Here is an 18,664-nt window from a genome sequence, read left to right as displayed (position 1 = left end):
CTAACGCACGACCGCTCACGGGAGGCGGCGGCCGAGCAGGATCCCCGCGCCGAGCCCGCCGATCAGCAGCACGAACCCGCCGATCATCCACGGCCGGCTGGCGTCGACCTCGCGTTCCTCGTAGCCCAGTTCCTCGGACAGGTCGGAGTAGACCGCGCGCAGCTCGGACTCCGACGCGGCGGTGAAGAACCGCCCGCCGGACAGCGTCGCGATGCGTTCCATCGACGCGTCGTCCACCGCGACCGGGGTCCGGCCGCCGTCGAGCTCGATGGAGCCGTAGCTGGTCCCGAACGAGATCGTCGAGACCGGGATCCCCCGCGATGCCGCCTCCGAGGCGGCGGTGAACGACCCGCGCGGCTCGTTCTCCCCGTCCGGCCCGGGCACGGTCTGGGTGCCGTCGGAGAGCAGCACGATCCGGGCGGGCGGCGGCACCCCCTCCTGGTCCGGGCCGCCCTGCAGCGACCGGGAGAACGTGTCGATCGACTGCATCGCGGTGAAGATCGCCTCACCGGTCGCGGTCGACTCGGCGAGCGCCAGGTTGTCCACGCCGTTCTTCACCCCGGCCCGGTCGGTCGTCGGCGACACCAGCACCGCCGCGGTCCCGGCGAACGACACCAGCCCCAGGTTGACGCCCGGGGTCAGCTGGTCGGCGAACTGCTTGGCCGCGGCCTGCGCGGCGGCCAGCCGGCTGGGGGCGACGTCGGTCGCCTTCATCGACAGCGACACGTCGATCACCAGCATCACCGTGGCCCGGTTCCGGGGAACCTTCGCCATCGCCTGCGGCCCGGCCAGCGCCACCGTCAGCACCGCCAGCGCGGCGATCATCGCGATCGCCGGGAGGTGGCGCCACCGCCCGGGGCGCTTGGGCACCACGGTCTCGAGCAGCTCGAGGTTGGTGAACCGGACGACGTCGCGGCGCCGCCGGCGCAGCAGCCACACGTACCCGGCGACCATCGCGGCGACGATCACCAGCGCGAGCAGCCACCACGGGTTCGCGAACGTCATGCGGGCCTCCCCGCGCGGTGCGGCCCGCCGCCGGACCAGGCGTGCTTGCGGGCGACGGCGAACCGGACGATGTCGGCCACCCAGTCCCGGTCGGTGCGCAGCGTCAGGTGCGCCGCGCCGCACCGGCGCAGCGCGTCGGCGACGCGGTCGCGGTGCGCGGACGCGGCGGCGGCGAACTCGCGGCGCAGCAACGGCGTCGTCTCCACCTCGCGCTGGCGCCCGGTCTCCGGGTCGGCCAGGACCACCGAGCCGACGTCGGGCAGCTCCAGCTCGCGGGGGTCGACGACCTCGATCGCCAGCAGGTCGTGCCGTCCGGACAGCGCGCGCAGCGACCGCTCCCACACCGGCTCGCCGAGGAAGTCGGAGATCACCGCGACCAGCCCGCGCCGGCGCGGCGGGCGGCGCAGCTCGTCCAGCGCGCCCACGAGGTCCCCGCGGGTGCCCTCGGGGGCCACGGGGGCCGTCGCGACCCGGCGGATCAGTCCGCGGGTGTGCGCCAGGCCCCCGCGGGCCGGCAGCCGCAGCATCCGCTCGCCGTTCGCGACGACGGCACCGATCCGGTTCCCGCCGCCCGCGGTCAGCTGGGCGACGGCGGTGAGCCCGGCCAGCGCCAGGTGGCGCTTGTCGGTGTCGGCGGTGCCGAACTCCAGGCTGCGGGACAGGTCGACGACCACCCAGGTCTCCAGCTCGCGGTCGGCGACCGTCTCCCGCACGTGCGGGGTGGTGGTGCGGGCGGTGACCGACCAGTCCATCCGGCGCACGTCGTCACCGGGCTGGTAGGCCCGCGACTCCCCGGGCTCGCTGCCGGGCCCCGGCAGCAGGCCGACGTGGTTGCCCTGCAGCAGCCCGTCGAGCTTGCGGCGCACGGTCAGTTCCAGGGTCCGCAGGGAGGCCTCCAGCCGCGCCAGGTCGGGCGTCGTGCCTGCGGGCTCCCCCTCGGTCACGCCGGGCCACCTCCCGCGCCGCCCGCCGGGCCGGTGCCGGGCTGCTCCGCGCCGGGCGCCTGCGGCCATCCCGGTCCGGCCGGTGCCGCCGCGGCGGCCGTCGCCCCCGGACGGGCGCTGACCTGCGGCAACGGCACGGTCTGCAGCACCCGGGAGACGATGTGGTCGACCGGGACCTGGTCGGCGACGGCGTCGTAGGACAGCACCAGACGGTGCCGCAGCACGTCCGGAGCGACCTCCAGCACGTCCTGCGGGAGCACGTAGTCGCGGCCGCGGACCAGCGCGAGCGCGCGGGCGCCGGCCACGATGCCCAGCGACGCCCGCGGCGAGGCGCCGTAGGCGATCCACGACGCCACGTCGGAGAGCCCGTGCTCGGCCGGCAGCCGGGTCGCGACGACGAGGCGGACCACGTAGTCGACCAGGGCGTGGTGCACGAAGACGTCGGCGGCGGTGCGCTGCAGCCGCACCAGCTCGTCCGGGGTGAGGATCTGCGTCGGCTCCGGCGGGGTGGACCCCATCCGGTAGATGATCTCCCGCTCCTCCTCGACCCCGGGGTACTCGATGAGCAGCTTGAACAGGAAGCGGTCCCGCTGCGCCTCGGGCAGCGGGTAGACACCCTCGTTCTCGATCGGGTTCTGGGTGGCGAGCACCAGGAACGGGTCCGGCATCGGGTGGTCGCGCCCGCCGAGCGAGAGCTTGCGCTCGGCCATCACCTCGAGCATCGCCGACTGGACCTTCGCCGGCGCCCGGTTGATCTCGTCGGCGAGCACGAAGTTCGCCACGACCGGGCCCAGCTCGACGTCGAACTCCTCGCGCCCCTGCCGGTAGATCCGGGTGCCGAGGATGTCGGCGGGCACCAGGTCCGGGGTGAACTGCAGCCGGGCGAAGCTGCCGCCGACGACCCGGGCGAACGTCTCCACCGCGAGGGTCTTCGCGACGCCCGGGACCCCCTCCAGCAGCAGGTGGCCCTTGGCCAGCAGGCCGACCAGCATCCGCTCGACGAGGCGGTCCTGGCCGACGATCACCCGCTTCACCTCGAGCACGGCGCGCTCGAGCCGCTCCGCGTCGGTGGCCGGGGTCGTCGGGCTGCCGTCGGTCGCGTTCGGCCCAGTGCTGCTCACCCTGCCATCCCATCGCGACGTCCGTGTGACCACGGTGAAAGGGCGGCTCCCCGCCGGGCGACCCCGCTCCCCCGGCGGCCGGCTCGCTCGTCGGGACGGGTCGGGGTCGTCGTCGTTTCGTTGCCGGAACGCTGGCGTCAATGAACCATTGACATCGAAGGCGTGGAGAGTCGGTGTCGACCCGAGCGGGCGTCCCGCTGCCGACCAACCCCACTTCCTATAGGATCTGCCGCACTACATCGCCGGCCACGAGGGGGACCGCATGACCCGTCTGTTCAACGATCCCGACGACTTCGCAGCCGAGATGACCGCAGGCTTCGCCGCCGCCTCGGCCCGCTGGGTGCGTGCGGTTCCGGGCGGCGTCGTCCGGAGCACGGCGGCCGCCGAGCCGACCGTCTCGCTCGTCGTCGGCGGTGGCTCGGGTCACTATCCCGCCTTCGCAGGTCTGGTCGGCCCGGGCCTGGCGCACGGTGCGGCGATGGGCAACATCTTCGCCTCGCCGTCCACCCAGCAGGTGCACTCGGTCGCCGCGACGGCCGACCAGGGCCGCGGGGTGCTGTTGTCCTACGGCAACTACGCCGGCGACGTCCTCAACTTCGACGCCGCGCAGGAGCGGCTGCGCACCGCGGGGGTGGACTGCCGCACACTCGTCGTCACCGACGACGTGTCCAGCGCCGGCCCGCAGGAACGCGACCGGCGCCGCGGTATCGCAGGCGACCTCACCGTGTTCAAGGTCGCCGGGGCCGCCTGCGAGGCGGGCCACGACCTCGACGACGTCGAGCGGGTCGCCCGGCTCGCCAACGACCGGACCCGCTCGCTCGGGGTGGCGTTCGGTGGCTGCACGCTCCCCGGCGCCGGGGAGCCGCTGTTCGACGTCCCGGCCGGTCGGATGGGGGTCGGCCTCGGCATCCACGGTGAGCCCGGCATCGACGAGGCCGACGTCCCGACCGCGGCCGGACTGGCCGGGCTGCTGGTCGACGGACTTCTCGCGGAAGTTCCCGACGGCGCCGGTGCGCGCGTCGTCCCGATCCTCAACGGTCTGGGCTCGGTGAAGTACGAGGAGCTCTTCGTCGTCTACGGCGCGGTGCACCGGCTGCTGACCGAGGCCGGGTGCGAGGTCGTCGATCCCGAGGTCGGCGAGTTCTGCACCAGCTTCGACATGGCCGGTGCCTCGCTCACCCTGCTCTGGCTCGACGACACCCCCGGCGAGCTCGAACAGCTCTGGAGCGCACCCTGCGACACCCCCGCGTTCCGCCGCGGCCGCGACGCCGGACAGCACGCCGTCACCGTTCCCGGCGGGCCGGGAGCCGCCGGGACGGCTCCCCTCCCCGTCCCCGAGGCCGGCCCCGGCTCGCGGGAGTGCGGCACCCGGATCGCCGCCGTGCTCGCCGACGTCGCCGCGGCCCTCGACGAGCACGCCGACGAGTTCGGCCGGCTCGACCGGGTCGCCGGGGACGGCGACCACGGCATCGGCATGCAACGCGGTGGCCGGGCTGCCCGTGACGCCGCGGCCGACGCGGCCGGGCGGGGTGCCGGCGCCGGCACCGTCCTGCGGCGCGCGGGTGAGGCCTGGGGCGACCGGGCCGGCGGGGCCTCCGGTGCGATCTGGGCAGGCATGCTCGCCGCGCTCGGGACCGCGCTGGGCGACGACACCGCACCCGACACGGCGCGGGTGGCCGCGGGGGTGAGCGCCGCGGAACGCGCCGTCGAGCGCTCCGGCGGTGCCGCCGTCGGGGACAAGACCATGGTCGACGCGATCGTGCCGTTCCACCGCGCACTCGCCGCCCGCTCCGAGGCCGGGGACGACCTGGCCACGGCCTGGGCGGCCGCGGCACGGGAGGCGACCACCGCGGCCGAGGCGACCCGGGAGCTGCGCGCACGGCTGGGCCGGGCACGGGCGCACGGAGATCGCAGCATCGGCACGCCCGACCCGGGCGCGGTCTCGTTCGCGCTGGTCGTGCGGACCGCGGGCGAACGGCTGCGGGAGGCCGCGGAGTGCTGATCGGCATCAGTTTCAAGACCTGGTTCTCGCACGCCCGCACGCTGGGCTGGCTGCGCGCCGTCGCGGCCACGACCCGGACGCACGACGCGGTCACCTCCGGCCGGGTCCGGCTGTTCGCGCTGCCGCAGTACCCGACGATCCCGGCCGCACTCGAGATCGCTGCGCCCGCCGGGATCGCGATCGGCGCCCAGGACCTCGCCGTGCACGACGACGGCCCCTGGACCGGCGAGGTGTCCGGGGCTGTGCTGGCCGAGGTCGGTGCCACGCTGGCCGAGGTCGGCCACGCCGAGCGCCGGGCGCATTTCGGCGAGACCGACGCCGTCGTCGCCGCGAAGACCCACGCGGCCCTGCGCAACCGCCTCACCCCGGTGCTGTGCGTCGGGGAGACCGAGCGGTCGCCGCGCGCAGCCGACGAGGTCCGGACGCAGGTCGACCGCGCGCTGGCGCCTGCGCGGGCCGCGGGCGCCGGCGGGCCGCTGGTGATCGCCTACGAGCCGGTGTGGGCGATCGGCGCGCCGGAACCGGCCCCGGCCGGGCACGTCCGCGAGATGGGCGACGCCCTGCGCGATCACCTGACCGGCCTCCCGGACGCCCGGGTGCTCTACGGCGGGAGTGCGGGCCCCGGGCTGCTGCCACGGATCGCCGGCAGCGTGGACGGCATGTTCCTCGGGCGGTTCGCGCACGATCCGGCCGCGGTGCCCGCCATCCTGGACGAGGCACTCACGATCGGAGGTGACCGATGAGCCCCACGTCCGGCATGCGCGACGGCATGGGACAGCGCGGCCTGCGCGGCGGCATCGAACGGCGTGGTCTGCGCGATCACGTCCACGAGCGGATTCTCGAGCTGCTCCTGTCCGGCGGCCTCGAACCCGGTACCCGGCTGGGCATCGACACGATCGCCCGCGAGCTCGACGTCTCCCCCACCCCTGTCCGCGAGGCGATGGTCCAGCTCGAGCGGACCGGCCTGGTCACCCGGGAGGCGCTCAAGGGCTACCGGGTGGCGCCGCCGCTGGGCGCCGAGCAGCTGGCCGAGCTGTTCGACGCGCGGCTGATGTTGGAGACGACCGCGACCCGGATGGCTGTGCCGGCCGGCCCGGACCTGCTCGACGAGCTGCGGGAGACCCAGCGGCAGCACGCCCGCGCGGGTGACGCCGTGGCCGCCGCCCTGGCCCAGGGGCGGGTCGACCCGGCACTGACCGCCGAGTACTTCGCCGCCGACACCGCCTTCCACGACGTGATCCTGCGGCACAGCCACAACCGTTACCTGTGGCAGATGTCGGAGACGCTCGGCGCCCAGATCCACCGGATGCGCCAGACCGCGCTGCAGGGCGTACCGGACGTCGAGGAGGCCGTGGCCGAGCACGCCGCCGTCGTGGAGGCATTCGCCGGCGGGGACGCCGAGGCCCCGGTCACCGCGATGCACCGGCACCTGGAGAACGTCCGCGAACGCTCGCTCCGCCTCGAGACGGGCAGCTGAGCAGACCGCACCCCGACCCACCTCCGGACCGGACCCGTCACCGGAACGGGTTGACCTCGATCCGCAATCCTATAGGATCTTTCAAAGAGCCACACGAAGGAGTGTCATGTCCACCGCGGAGCTCACCGCCGAGACCTGGCCCATCGCCGTCTGCATGCACGGGTTCGCCCCGGTCGGCCCGGACGGGGTCGCCCTGCACGACGCCCCGGCCGAGCGCTGGGACGCGATGTTCGCCGAGGTCGCCGCGCTCGGGTTCACCGAGCTGGAGATCGCCGACTCACACATCCGCCCGGCCGATCTGGAGCCGGGCCGTCGAGCCGAGCTGCTCGCGATCGCCCGGGAGCACGGGGTCCGGATGATCTCCGTGCACGTGCAGCGGCAGAGCGTGCTGGAGCCGGGCCGCGAGCAACGCAACCTCGACTACGCCCACCGCACCATCGACGCGGCCGCCGAGATGGGCATGGACGTGTTCTCCACCGGCCTGCACCACCCGTTCTCCGAGGCGCAGCGCCGCGCGCTGTGGTTCTGGACCGCGCCCGGCTGGCGCGACCCCGACGACGCCGACACGCGCGCACTCGCGGTCGCCCGGCTGCGTGAGCTCGGCACGCACGCCCGCGAGGCGGGCCTGCCGATGGCGCTGGAGATGTACGAGGACACCTACCTCGGCACCGCCGACTCGGCCGTGCAGCTCATCCACGAGATCGGGCTGGACAACGTGGGGCTCAACCCGGACATCGGCAACCTCGTCCGGCTGCACCGGCCGATCGAGGACTGGCGCGAGATGCACGCCACGACGTTGCCGTACGCCAACTACTGGCACGTGAAGAACTACGCCCGGGACGCGGCCGGCGACGGCTCCTGGTTCACCTCCACGCCGACGTCGCTGGAGCTCGGACTCATCAACTATCGCCAGGTCGTCCGGGACGCCGTGGCGCTCGGCTTCCGCGGACCGTTCCTGATGGAGCAGTACGGCGGCGACTCGCTCGGGGTCTGCGCCACCAACCGCGACTACCTGCGGACCCTGCTCCCCCGCCCGTGACCTCGAAGGAGACCACCGCATGACATCGACGGGGACACTCACCGGCCGCACGGTCGCGGTGATCGGCAGCGGCTACATGTGCGGCGGGATCGCCCAGGTCCTGGCTCTGGCCGGCGCCCGCGTCCGGATCGCCGACGCCGGCGCCGAGGTCACCACCTCGAACCGCGAGCGCCTGATCGCCGAGGCGACGCGGTTCGCCGCCGACGGGCTGTTCCCCGCGCACGCCCCGGACACGATCGCCGAGCGGGTCACCGCCGCACCGTCGTTCGCCGACGCCGTCGACGGCGCCGACTTCGTCGAGGAGGCCGTGCCGGAGAAGCTCGACGTCAAGCACGACGTGCTGCGCCGGGTCTCCGCGGCCGCCGCACCGGACGCGGTGATCGGCTCCAACACCTCGACGATCCTCATCGGCCGGATCGCCGAGGCCGTCGAGCGCCCGGAGCGTTTCCTGGGCGTGCACTTCTCCAACCCGGCACCGTTCATCCCCGGGGTCGAGGTGATCGCGCACGCCGGCACCGACGAAGGCATCCTGCCCGGTGTCGAGGACATCGTGCGGGCCACCGGCAAGCACCCGGCCCGGATCTCCGACGCCGACGGCTTCGTCCTCAACCGGCTGCAGTACGCGCTGTTCTCCGAGGCCTCGCAGCTGGTCGACGAGGGCGTGGCGAGCGCGGAGGACGTCGACACGATCGTCCGCACCACGTTCGGGTTCCGGCTGCCGTTCTTCGGGCCGTTCGCCATCGCCGACATGGCCGGCCTGGACGTCTACAAGTTCTGCTTCGAGTCGCTGCAGGGCCGCTGGCCGGAGCGCTTCGCGACCCCGCGCGCGCTCGCCGAGCACGTCGACGCCGGGCGGCTGGGCACCAAGTCCGGCGGCGGCTTCCTCGACGTGCCTGCCGAGCGGGTGCCCGAGCTCGTCGCCTACCGCAACACGGCCTACGTGCGGATGCAGCAGCTCCTCGACGAGCTGGGCCCGCCCCCGATCCAGCAGGAGGAGACCCCGTGAGCACCCCGTTCCCCGACGAGCGCACCGCGATCCTGACCGGGGCCGGGTCCCCGCGCGGGATCGGCCGGGCGACCGCGTTCCACCTGGCCGAGGCCGGCTGGAACATCGGCCTGATCGACGTCGACGGCGCCGCGGCCGCCGAGACCGCCGCCGAGGTCGCCGCGACGCACGGGGTGCGCGCCGCGGGCGCCGGCGCCGACGTGGCCGACCGCGACGCCGCCGTGGCCGCCGTCGACACCCTCGAGGGGCAGCTTCCGCAGCTCGTCGCGCTGGTCGCGTTCGCCGGCGTCGCCTCCCCCGTCCCCTACCTCGACGTCGACGCCGACGAGTGGCGCCGGGTCGTGTCGGTCAACCTGGAGGGCACCCACTGGGTCACCCAGCGGGCCGCCCGGTCGATGGCCCGCCACGGCGTGGGCCGGATCGTCGGGATCTCGTCGGTGTCCGCGCAGCGCGGCGGCGGCACCTACTCGAAGACGCCGTACTCCGCCGCCAAGGCCGGGATCGTCGGCCTGATCCGGTCGGTGGCGCGCGAGCTGGGCCCGCACGGGGTGACCGCGAACGCGATCTCCCCCGGCCCGATCGACACCGACATCATGGGCGGCACCCTGTCCGACGAGCGCAAGGCCGCGATGGCGGCCGACGGCGTGCTGACCCGGATCGGCACCCCGCGCGACGTCGCGGCCGCGACCGCCTACCTGATCAGCGAGGACGCCGGCTTCGTGACGGGGCAGACCCTGAACGTCGACGGCGGCCTCTACATGCACTGATGGCTGGGCTGCCCGGCTGGAGCCGGTCCCGCCTCGCGTTCCTCGCGATCGGGATCGTCCTCGTCGCCGCCGGCCTCGTCCTGATCCTCACCTGAGCCGGGTCCCTGCTCGGAAACGACCTCGAAGGAGAGATCGTGTCCTCCACTCCCACGTCCGGCGCACCGCGGGAGCTGCTCGACAGCCCGCACCTGGCGTCCGGGATGAAGAAGGCCACCACCCGGCTCATGCCGATGCTGGTGATCCTCTACTTCGTCGCCTTCCTCGACCGCACCAACGTCGGATTCGCCGAGGAGGGCCTGCAGATCGACCGCGGCGTCAGCGCGGGGGCGTTCGCGCTCGGTGCCGGGATCTTCTTCATCGGCTACGCGATCTTCGAGATCCCGTCCAACCTGCTGCTCGACCGGTTCGGAGCCCGGTTCTGGCTGGCCCGCATCGCCATCACCTGGGGCGTCGTCGCCAGCGCGTTCGCCTTCACCACGAACGACACCATGTTCGTGATCCTGCGGTTCCTGCTCGGCGTCACCGAGGCCGGGCTGTTCCCCGGTGTGATCATGTTCCTGGCGCAGTGGTTCCCCAACCGCAAACGCGTCCAGCTGTTCGCGATCTTCTACCTGGCGCAGCCGTTCAGCCAGATGCTGGGCGCCCCGCTGTCCGGTGGGCTGATCAGTTTCGGTGACCAGCTCACCCCGTGGCTGGGCTGGCAGGTCATGTTCTTCGTCGAGGGCATGATGGCCGTGGTCGCCGGCATCGCCGCACTGTTCCTGCTCACCGACTCCCCGCAGAAGGCCCGCTTCCTCACCGGCGCGGAGAAGACCGCGATGCGGGAGGTCATGGACCACGAGAACGCGGTCAAGGACGCCGACGGCCCGCGCGGTGTCTGGTCGGCCATGGTCAACGGCAAGGTCTGGTACTTCACGCTGATCTACTTCTGCCTGCAGGTCGCGGTGTACGGCACGACCTTCTACCTCCCGCAGCAGGTGTCCGGGCTGATCGGGCGCGAGGTCGGGTGGGAGGTCGGGCTGGTCACCGCGGTGCCGTGGGCGGTCGGCCTGTTCTTCTGCTACTACGTCGGCAAGCACGCCGACACGATCCGGCGGCGACGCAACTGGGGCGGGATCGCGTTCCTGCTGACCGGCGTCGCGATCCTCGTCTCGGCCTGGGCAGGGGCGAACGGGCACGCGCTGCTGGGCATCGTGGCGATCACCGTGGCGGTCTCGGCGTTCCTGTGCGCGGGCCCCATCAGCTGGGCGTTCCCGACCGCGTTCCTGACCGGGGCGGCCGCCGCGGCCGGCATCGGTCTGATCAACTCGATCGGCAATCTGGGCGGGTTCGTCGCGCCGGTGATGCGGACCGCGATCAACGACGTCGTCCCGACCGCGAGCGGGGCGTGGGGCGTGGTCTCGCTCGGCGTGCTCGCCTTCCTCGCCGCGGCGATGTTGTGGGGAACCCGGCTGTTCACCGCCCGCGCCGACGAGCTGCTCGAGGACACCCCCGGCGCCGGGACGCGCCGATGACCCGGCCGGTGAAGGTGGTCGTCTGCGACGACGACCCGACCGGCACCCAGTCGGCCACCGGCGTGGAGGTGCTGCTGCGGTGGGACGCCGAGGTGCTGGCCGGGGCGCTGGTCCGCGCCGACGCGGTGTACCTGCTGACCAACACCCGTGCCCTCGACGAGGGCGACGCCGTCGCGCTCGTCGCGCGGATCCGGGACGAGGCCGCCGCGGCGGGCCGGCGGCTCGACGCCGATGTCCGGCTGGTGCTGCGCGGGGACTCGACGCTGCGCGGGCACGTGTTCGCCGAGTGCGCCGCGGCCGACCCGCACGCCCCGGTGCTGTTCGTCCCGGCGTTCCCCGGTGGCGGCCGCACCACGGTCGACGGCACCCACCTGGTGCGCGTCGGCGGGCGGACGGTCCCGGCACACGAGACCGAGTTCGCGCGCGACCCGGTGTTCGGCTACCGCCACGGGTACCTGCCCGACTACGTGCGCGAGCGGTCCGGGCGGACGCCGGTGGCCGTTCCGGTGGACGTCGTCCGGTCCGCCGAGCTCGCGGAGGTGCTGGCCGGTGCGGCCGACGGCGAGGTCCTGCTCCCGGACGTGCACGACGACGCCGACGTCGTCCGGATCGCCGCGGCGTTGCGGGCGGCGTGGCCGCGCCGCGACCTGGTGGCCCGCGGCGGCGCGCCGCTGGCCGCCGCCGTCGCCGGGGTGACCAGCGACGGGCTGCTGGAGGTGCCGGTGGCGGGCCCGGGCCGGACGCTGCTGGTGTGCGGCTCGCACACCGGAGCGGCCACCCGCCAGCTGGCCGCGGCGTCGGCGCGCCGGGCGGCCCCCGTCGTCGTCGACACCGATGCGGCGCTGGCCGGACCGGGGTCGTCGGTGGACGCGCCGGCCGAGGCGTGCGCCGCGGCCCTCGACGCCGGGTACGCCGCGCTCGCCAGCGAGCGGGAACGCCGCGCCGAACACAGCACCCTCGCCCACGGCGAGGCGGTGATGCAGGTGCTCGCCGGGGTGGTGGCACGGCTGCGGGACCGGATCGACGTCGTCGTCACCAAGGGCGGGATCACCGGTGCGCAGATCGCCCGCGACGGGCTCGGTGCCACCTCGGCCCGGGTGCGTGGGCAGGTGCTGCCCGGGGTGTCGGTGTGGGACCTGTGGACCCCCGACGGCCGGGCGGTCGTGCAGGTCGTGGTGCCCGGAAACGTCGGCGACGACGACGCGCTCGACGCCGCACTGACCGCGGTCGGAGCCTGACGACCGCGACCGGCCGGCCTCGGCCGGTGCCGCGGAACGCGGGAGACCGTCGGTGCGGCCGCTGCAGCACCAGCGGGATCCCGGTGAGCGGGTCCGAGGTGACCAGCGCGTCATCGTCGCCGGGCCCTGCGCGAGCGCGAGCGCGATCCACACCCGCTGCCGTTCCCCGCCGGACAGCTCGTCGACCCCACGGTCCGTGAGCCCGGCCGGCCGGGTCAGCCCGCGAGCGCGTGCAGCACCGCGGCGGTGAGCGCGGTCTGCCGGACCATCCCCGACACCAGGGCGTGCTCGTGCCGGGCATGCGCCCCGGCACCGACCGCCCCGAGGCCGTCGAGCACGCCGAGGCCGAGCGGGGCGAGGAAGTTCGCGTCGCTCGCCCCGCCGACCGCGACCTCGGCGAGCTCGACTCCGATCCCGGACGCCGCGGTGCGGGCGAGGTCGTAGAGCTCGGCGGTCCGCGGGGTCCGCTCCATCACCGGGCGGTTCCACTCCCCCGACACCCGCACGGCGGCGTCCGGGTGCCGGGCCGCCAGCCCGTCGAGCACCTGCTCGATCCGGGCGATCTCGGCCGTGCTCGACACCCGCACGTCGATCTCACCCCAGGCGTGCCCGGCGGTCACGTTGGTCCGGGTACCGCCCCCGACGACGCCGACGTTGACGCTGGTCCCGGCCTCGAGGTCGCGGGCGGCGTGCAGGTCGAGCACCACCCGGGCCAGCTCGTCGACCGCGCTCGCCCCGGCCGTCGGGTCCAGCCCCGCGTGCGCCTCGACCCCGTCGACGTCGACCCGGAAGATCCCGACCCCCTTGCGCGCGGTCTTCACCGCCGCCCCCGGGCCGGCGGCCTCGAACACCAGACCGGCCGACGCGCCCACCGCCGCCTTCTCGATCACCGGCCGGGACACCGGTGACCCGATCTCCTCGTCGCCGGTGAGCAGCAGCCGGATCGGCGGCAGCGCGAGACCCGCCTCGCGGGCGATCCGGAGGGCCCACAGCGCCTGGACCAGGCCCGCCTTCATGTCGAACACCCCGGGCCCGGTGATCCGGTCGCCGTCGACGGCGAACGGCATCCCGGCCAGCGTCCCGATCGGCCACACGGTGTCGTAGTGCGCCAGCAGCAGCACCGGCTCGGCGGCCGAGCCGTCGTACTCCAGCAGCCGCGCGTCGCCGAGCTCGCCGCCGTCCACCGTGGACGACGACGCGGCCGGTCCCAGCCGCTCGGCCACCAGCGCGTCCAACCAGGACAGCCCCCGCTCCAGGGCGGCACGGTCGTCGCTCGGGGTCTCGATCTCGACGTAGCCGCGCAGGTCGTCGAGCATCGACGGCAGCGCCGCCCGCGCGCGCTCGGGCAGGGTCGGGCTCATCGGGCTCCCACCTCCTCGAGCACCCGCAGGTGCTCTTCGCTCATCGGTGCCCGGCCGTGCTCGACGTCGGCCAGCCGGGACAGCAGCGTCCGCAGCACCGGGACGCCGACGCCGGCCTCCCCGGCCGCGGCGAGCACCGGCGCGTAGTGATCGTGCACCTCGACCGGCCTGCGCCGCACGGCGATGTCGCGCCAGATGCCGCTGCGGTCCTTGGGCATCGTCGCCAGCCAGGCCACGAGCCGGTCGGTCGCGCGGTCGGCCTCGCCCGGGGCGCCGCCCGCCGGGTAGCCGTCCGGATCCCAGTGGTCGAACGGCTCGGGGGTGATCCCCCGGGCCCGCGCGACGGCGAGCACCTCGCCGGCCAACCGGTGCATCACCGCACGGTGCCGGTCGATCAGCCGCGCCATCGGTGCGTCGGCCAGCGCGGTCGCGGTGAGCATCGACCCGAACGCGAGCTTCGACCACAGGAACCCGGTCACGTTGCCGGTGGCCCGGGCCGGGCCCCATGCCTGCAGGTCCGCGACCAGATCCTCGACGCGGTCGCTGCGCCGGCCGTCGGTCTCCCCGACCACCAGCGCGCCGCGGCCGCCGTCCCGGATCGCACCCGGCCCCTCGACGTCGGCGAACAGGTTGACGAACGCCCCGACCGTGCGCCCGGCGCCGATCCGGGCGGCGATGGCGTCCTCGTTGAGGCCGTTCTGCAGCGACACCACCCACCCGCCGGGGGCGAGCCGCGGCGCGATCCAGTCCAGCGCCGCCCCGGTGGCCTGCGCCTTCACCGCGAGCAGGACGGCACCCAGCTCGCCGGCGCCCGGCTCGGGCAGCGCGGCCGGGACGCGGGCGACGGTCTCGCCGCCACCGGGATGGCGCAGGCGCAGACCGTCCGCCCGGATGGCCGCGACGTGGCCGGGGTCGGTGTCGACGACGTCGACGTCGTGTCCGGCCCGGTGCAGGTGCGCCGCCAGGGTGCCGCCGATCGCGCCGGCCCCGACGACGGTGTAGCGGCCGGTCACGACGCGGCCTGCACGGACGTCTCGCCGGTCCAGTGCAGGGGCAGCTCGCCCGTCCCGGCGGTGGCGCCGCCGTCGACCCGCAGCACCGCACCGGTCGTCCACCCCGCGTCCGGTCCGCACAGCCAGTGCACCGCACCGGCGATGTCGGCCGGGTCCCCGCGGCGCCCGAGCGGGTTGCGCGACACCGCGTCGGCGTAGGCCTCGGTGACCGGGTTGGCCTCGCTGTCGACGGTCACGAACCCCGGTGCGACCGCGTTGACCCGGACCCCGTGCGGGCCCAGCTCGACCGCGCAGGCGCGGGTGAGCATCTCCAGCGCGGCCTTGGAGGTGGCGTAGTGCGCCGCGCCCGGGCGGGCGCGGGTGGCCGCGCCCGAGGAGATGTTGACGACCGCACCCGGCCGCCCGGCCGCGATCAGCGCGTTCGCGCACGCGACGGTGAGCGCCATCGGTGCGCGGACGTTCACCGCCTGCACCCGGTCCCAGTCGGCGGGCGTCATCTGCAGCAGGGGCCGGGCCGGGTAGGTCCCGGCCGCGTTGACGAGGACGTCCGGCGGGTCGGCCGGGTCGATCAGCTCGTCGGCGACGCCCGGGCCGGTCAGGTCGGCCGTCCGGAACACTCCCGGCAGCCGGTCGCCGCCCGGCCCGGGCGGGCGCAGGTCGGTGCGGGTGAGCCGGACGTCGTCGGCGGCGAAGCGGGCGGCGATCGCGGCGCCGATGCCCCCGGCGGCCCCGGTGATCAGTACGTGCCTCACGACAGCGCGCGTCCCTTCGTCTCCGGCATGGTCGCGTAGACCGCGACCCCGATCAGCGCGGCGACCGCGACGTAGAGCCACACCAGGTCGCCGTGCTCGTGGGTGGTCAGCCAGGTCGTGACGTACGGGGCGGTGCCCCCGAACAGCGCCACGGCCAGCGCGTACGGCAGCCCGATCCCGGTGCTGCGCACCTCGGCCGGGAACTGCTCGGCCATCACCACGGCGCAGTTCGCCGAGTACCCGACGATCAGCACCATCCCGATCAGCTCGATGGTCAGCAGGCCCCAGAAGCTGTCGCCGAGGAAGTGGAACGCCGGCCACGCGAACAGCACGAACCCGCCCGCGAACGCCAGCATCGTGGGCTTGCGGCCGACCCGGTCGGACAGGATCCCGCCGAAGGGCAGCAGCACCAGGAACGCGACCAGGGCGATCGTGTTGGCCAGCAACGCGTCCCGCAGCGGGATGCCGGTGGCGATGTGGGCGTAGGTCGGCATGAAGCTGACCCAGATGTAGTAGATCAGCGTGCCCGCGATCGTGATCCCGACGACCCGCAGCGCGGCGCGGGGGTGGTCGCGGACCATCACGACGAACGCGTTGCGGCGCGGCGCGGCCTGCTCGGCGGCCCGTTCGGTCAGCGCGGCGAAGGCCTCGGTCTCCGACACCGAGACGCGCAGCCACAGCCCGATCAGGCCGAGCAGCGCGCCGACCCCGAACGCGACCCGCCAGCCCCAGCTCGCCAGGGCGCTCTCGTCGAGCACGGTGGTCAGGACCGTGCCCATCCCGGCCGCGATCAGGGTCCCGGCGCCGACCGAGACCTGCTGCCAGGACCCGGCGAAGGCGCGGCGCCGCGGCGCCGCGGACTCGACCATGAAGCTCGACGACGAGCCGAACTCGCCGCCCGCGGAGAACCCCTGGACCAGGCGGGCCAGCAGCAGGATCAGCGGGGCGAGCAGCCCGACGGAGTCGTAGGTCGGCGCGACGGCGATCACCGCGGACGCGCCGGACATCAGCCCGATGGTGAGCGTGAGCCCCTTCTTGCGGCCGTGCCGGTCGGCGTAGGCACCGAGCACCGCACCGCCGATCGGGCGCATCACGAAGCCGACCGCGAACACGCCCATCGTCGAGAGCAGGGCCGCGGTCGGGTCGCCGGGGGCGAAGAACTGCGCGGCGAAGATCGGAGCGAACGTGGCGTAGACGGCCCAGTCGACCCACTCGACGGTGTTGCCGACGGCGCCGGCGACGAGCGCCTTGCGCTGGTGCGGGGCGAGCCGGGTGCCGCCCGCGACGGTGGCGGTCATGCGGTCACCCCGGGCTCTGCGCCGGCGAGCCGGGTGCCGACGTGCGCGACCACGTCGGCGTGCGTGGCGAACCAGGCGTCACCGGTGCCCGCGATGTGCTCGAGCAGCTCGGCGAGCACCACCATCCGCGACCGGTGCCCGATGATGTGCGGGTGCAGGGTGAGCTGGAACAGCCCGCCCTGCGCCCGGGCGGCGTCGAACTCGTCGCGCCAGATCCGGCCCACCTCGCGCGGCGGGGTGTAGGGCCGCAGCGACGCGAACCGCTCCATCATGAAGTACGGCGCGTCGTCGCGGATCCACTCCACCGGCAGCTCGACGACGCCGGTCGGTTCTCCGCGCGAGAGCAGCTCGTAGGGCTCGTCGTCGGCCATCAGCGACGAGTCGTAGGCCAGTCCCAGCTCGCGGACCAGGTCCAGGGTGGCCGCGGAGAAGTCCCAGGACGGGGTGCGCAACCCGGTGGGGCGGGTGCCGGCCTGCCGTTCGAGGACGTCGGCGGCGCGCAGCATCAGGTCCCGCTCGCTGTCGCGGTCCAGGGCGGTGTTGCGCTCGTGGATCCAGCCGTGCAGCGCGACCTCGTGGCCGGCGGCGGCGTAGGCGGCGACCTCGCCGTCGTGCAGCAGCGCGGACACCGCGGGCACGAAGAACGTCGCCGGGACACCCTGGTGCTCCAGCAGGTCCAGGATCCGGGGCACACCGACGCGGGCGCCGTACTCGCCCTGGGCGAGCTTGCCGGGCAGCACCTCGCCGTCACGCAGTGCCGGGGTCTCGTGGTCGGAGTCGAACGAGATCGCCACGGCGACCCGGCGGCCGTCCGGCCACGCCTCAGGGGCCAGCGAGCGCCCGGCGCGGACCTGGTCGACGTGGCCGCGCCAGGTCGGCTCGTCCCACTGCCAGGGTGGGGTCGGGTCGGTCATGCCTCCTCCATCCGGGCCACGGGCGTCGGCGCCCAGGCCCGCTTGAGCGTGCGCAGTTGCAGGGTGGTCTCGGCCCGGTCGACGCCGGGCAGGGTCCCGATCACCTCGGTGAGGTAGCGGTAGAGGTCGCCGTGGCGGCGCAGCGCGACCTGGGCGACCAGGCCGAACGTGCCGGTGGTGGCGGACAGGTAGCGGGTCGCCGGGTCGGCCGCGAGGGTGCGGGCTGCCTCGTCGAGGTCGCCGGGGCGCACCGACAGCCACGCCATGAACTCGACGCCGAACCCGAACAGCTCCGGCTCGGCGAGCGTGCGGAACCGCAGGCAGCCGCGGCGGACCAGCGAGTCGACCCGGCGCCGGGCGGTGGACTCGCTGACCCCGGTCCGGTTCGCGATCTCGGTGTAGGACATCCGCCCGTCCTCCCCGAGCGCGGCGACGACGGCGAGGTCGGTCGCGTCGAGATGCTCGGGCGGCCCGTCCGGGTGGCCCTCCTCGAACGGCCGTGGCGGCGCCCCGGCCCGCAGCGCGGCCGCCGCCTCCCCGTCGAGGACGCCCGGGTCCCAGTCGTGGTTGGAGGCGAACGTCCGGATCACCGCAGCCGACTCGACCGCGGTGACGTCGGGCCCGCCGAAACCGCCGTCGACGACGTGGGCCAGGTCGGCGTAGCCGGGGACGACGATCTCCGCGGCGCAGTCGGCACCGCCGGTCAGCACGGTGACGTAGCGGGTCTCCGGGCGGGCGGCGACGACGTCGGCGACCGCGTTCGCCGTACCCGGGCGGCAGCGCAGCCGCACCAGCACCGGCACCCCGAACCCGCACCGCAGCACGTCCACGACGCCGATCACGCGCAGCCGGCCTGCCGCGTGCAGGGCCGCGACCCGCCGCAGCACGGCCGACTCGCTCACCCCCAGCTGACGCGCGACCAGGCTCCACGACGCCCGCCCGTCGAGTTGCAGGGCGCCGGCGATCCGCGCGTCGAGCTCGTCCGACTGGAAGGTCTCCGTCACGCCGGACACTCTGCATGACGCAATCCTTCACATCAAGAGATGTGGGTGACGGATTTCGTCGATACGAGGGACGACCGTGCTGCGATGTGGTCGCCGCCGCACCCCGATGCTGAGCATGATCGCGGACTCGGAGTGGATCGGTGCCAGACCTGGCACCGATCCACGACGAACCGCTGATCACCGGCCGACCACACGGCATCACCTCGCCC

Annotated in this window: 17 protein-coding genes; 8 read left to right on the top strand and 9 right to left on the bottom strand. The window is 74.6% G+C overall.

Going from position 1 to position 18,664, the window contains the following annotated elements:
* Nucleotides 1-15: 15 nt before the first annotated feature.
* From BM093_RS18160 to BM093_RS18150, 3 genes are read right to left on the bottom strand one after another with little or no spacing between them, the layout of a single operon-like run.
* Complete coding sequence (locus tag BM093_RS18160) at nucleotides 16-1,005, bottom strand: VWA domain-containing protein (RefSeq protein ID WP_093345113.1); 990 nt, start codon at nucleotides 1,003-1,005, stop codon at nucleotides 16-18.
* Entirely contained in the window at nucleotides 1,002-2,018 is a 1,017-nt protein-coding gene (locus BM093_RS18155; protein WP_093345110.1) for a DUF58 domain-containing protein, read from the bottom strand. The genes BM093_RS18160 and BM093_RS18155 overlap by 4 nt, the downstream gene beginning before the upstream one ends.
* The gene (locus BM093_RS18150) at nucleotides 1,946-3,070 is read right to left on the bottom strand and encodes an AAA family ATPase (RefSeq protein WP_093345108.1); all 1,125 of its coding nucleotides are present in this window, start codon (nucleotides 3,068-3,070) and stop codon (nucleotides 1,946-1,948) included. The genes BM093_RS18155 and BM093_RS18150 overlap by 73 nt, the downstream gene beginning before the upstream one ends.
* 262 nt (nucleotides 3,071-3,332) lie before the next feature.
* On the opposite strand from BM093_RS18150, the gene BM093_RS18145 reads away from it, so the two are divergent.
* The 8 genes from BM093_RS18145 (at nucleotide 3,333) to BM093_RS18110 (ending at nucleotide 12,113) form a co-directional block, all read left to right on the top strand.
* The gene (locus BM093_RS18145) at nucleotides 3,333-5,072 is read left to right on the top strand and encodes a dihydroxyacetone kinase family protein (protein WP_093345106.1); all 1,740 of its coding nucleotides are present in this window, start codon (nucleotides 3,333-3,335) and stop codon (nucleotides 5,070-5,072) included.
* Nucleotides 5,066-5,815, top strand: a complete 750-nt coding sequence (locus BM093_RS18140; protein WP_093345103.1) for a triose-phosphate isomerase family protein — start codon at nucleotides 5,066-5,068, stop codon at nucleotides 5,813-5,815. The genes BM093_RS18145 and BM093_RS18140 overlap by 7 nt, the downstream gene beginning before the upstream one ends.
* Nucleotides 5,812-6,549 (top strand): GntR family transcriptional regulator, encoded by a 738-nt coding sequence (locus tag BM093_RS18135; protein ID WP_218162814.1) that lies wholly within the window; start codon nucleotides 5,812-5,814, stop codon nucleotides 6,547-6,549. Before BM093_RS18140 ends, BM093_RS18135 begins: the two co-directional genes overlap by 4 nt.
* Nucleotides 6,550-6,655: 106 nt before the next feature.
* Nucleotides 6,656-7,588 carry a sugar phosphate isomerase/epimerase family protein gene (locus tag BM093_RS18130; RefSeq protein WP_093345097.1) on the top strand — a complete coding sequence of 311 codons (933 nt, stop codon included), beginning with the start codon at nucleotides 6,656-6,658 and terminating at the stop codon, nucleotides 7,586-7,588.
* 19 nt (nucleotides 7,589-7,607) lie between these two features.
* Nucleotides 7,608-8,594 (top strand): 3-hydroxyacyl-CoA dehydrogenase family protein, encoded by a 987-nt coding sequence (locus BM093_RS18125; RefSeq protein WP_093345092.1) that lies wholly within the window; start codon nucleotides 7,608-7,610, stop codon nucleotides 8,592-8,594.
* Nucleotides 8,591-9,361, top strand: a complete 771-nt coding sequence (locus tag BM093_RS18120) for an SDR family NAD(P)-dependent oxidoreductase (RefSeq protein ID WP_093345089.1) — start codon at nucleotides 8,591-8,593, stop codon at nucleotides 9,359-9,361. Before BM093_RS18125 ends, BM093_RS18120 begins: the two co-directional genes overlap by 4 nt.
* Nucleotides 9,362-9,495: 134 nt before the next feature.
* Nucleotides 9,496-10,875 carry an MFS transporter gene (locus BM093_RS18115; RefSeq protein ID WP_218162813.1) on the top strand — a complete coding sequence of 460 codons (1,380 nt, stop codon included), beginning with the start codon at nucleotides 9,496-9,498 and terminating at the stop codon, nucleotides 10,873-10,875.
* Nucleotides 10,872-12,113 (top strand): four-carbon acid sugar kinase family protein, encoded by a 1,242-nt coding sequence (locus BM093_RS18110; RefSeq protein WP_093345084.1) that lies wholly within the window; start codon nucleotides 10,872-10,874, stop codon nucleotides 12,111-12,113. The genes BM093_RS18115 and BM093_RS18110 overlap by 4 nt, the downstream gene beginning before the upstream one ends.
* 215 nt (nucleotides 12,114-12,328) lie before the next feature.
* Here BM093_RS18110 and BM093_RS18105 read toward each other — a convergent pair whose 3' ends face one another.
* The 6 genes from BM093_RS18105 to BM093_RS18080 are packed head-to-tail and all read right to left on the bottom strand — an operon-like array spanning nucleotide 12,329 to nucleotide 18,455.
* Nucleotides 12,329-13,474, bottom strand: coding sequence for a M20/M25/M40 family metallo-hydrolase (locus BM093_RS18105; protein WP_093345081.1), 1,146 nt, complete (start codon nucleotides 13,472-13,474; stop codon nucleotides 12,329-12,331).
* The gene (locus BM093_RS18100; protein ID WP_177238551.1) at nucleotides 13,471-14,487 is read right to left on the bottom strand and encodes a ketopantoate reductase family protein; all 1,017 of its coding nucleotides are present in this window, start codon (nucleotides 14,485-14,487) and stop codon (nucleotides 13,471-13,473) included. Before BM093_RS18100 ends, BM093_RS18105 begins: the two co-directional genes overlap by 4 nt.
* Nucleotides 14,484-15,239: an SDR family NAD(P)-dependent oxidoreductase gene (locus BM093_RS36035; protein WP_093345071.1), complete on the bottom strand. Its 756-nt coding sequence runs from the start codon at nucleotides 15,237-15,239 to the stop codon at nucleotides 14,484-14,486. Before BM093_RS36035 ends, BM093_RS18100 begins: the two co-directional genes overlap by 4 nt.
* Nucleotides 15,236-16,537 (bottom strand): MFS transporter, encoded by a 1,302-nt coding sequence (locus BM093_RS18090; RefSeq protein ID WP_093345066.1) that lies wholly within the window; start codon nucleotides 16,535-16,537, stop codon nucleotides 15,236-15,238. The genes BM093_RS36035 and BM093_RS18090 overlap by 4 nt, the downstream gene beginning before the upstream one ends.
* A complete protein-coding gene (locus tag BM093_RS18085) occupies nucleotides 16,534-17,451 on the bottom strand; it encodes a polysaccharide deacetylase family protein (protein WP_093345062.1) in 918 nt (305 codons plus the stop codon). Before BM093_RS18085 ends, BM093_RS18090 begins: the two co-directional genes overlap by 4 nt.
* Nucleotides 17,448-18,455: an Lrp/AsnC family transcriptional regulator gene (locus BM093_RS18080; RefSeq protein ID WP_093345343.1), complete on the bottom strand. Its 1,008-nt coding sequence runs from the start codon at nucleotides 18,453-18,455 to the stop codon at nucleotides 17,448-17,450. The genes BM093_RS18085 and BM093_RS18080 overlap by 4 nt, the downstream gene beginning before the upstream one ends.
* Between the last annotated feature and the right edge of the window lie 209 nt (nucleotides 18,456-18,664).

The organism is Pseudonocardia ammonioxydans (assembly GCF_900115005.1).
GTDB lineage: Bacteria > Actinomycetota > Actinomycetes > Mycobacteriales > Pseudonocardiaceae > Pseudonocardia > Pseudonocardia ammonioxydans.
Note: the sequence above shows the minus strand (reverse complement) of the source record. Positions and strands in the feature narration are given on the sequence as shown.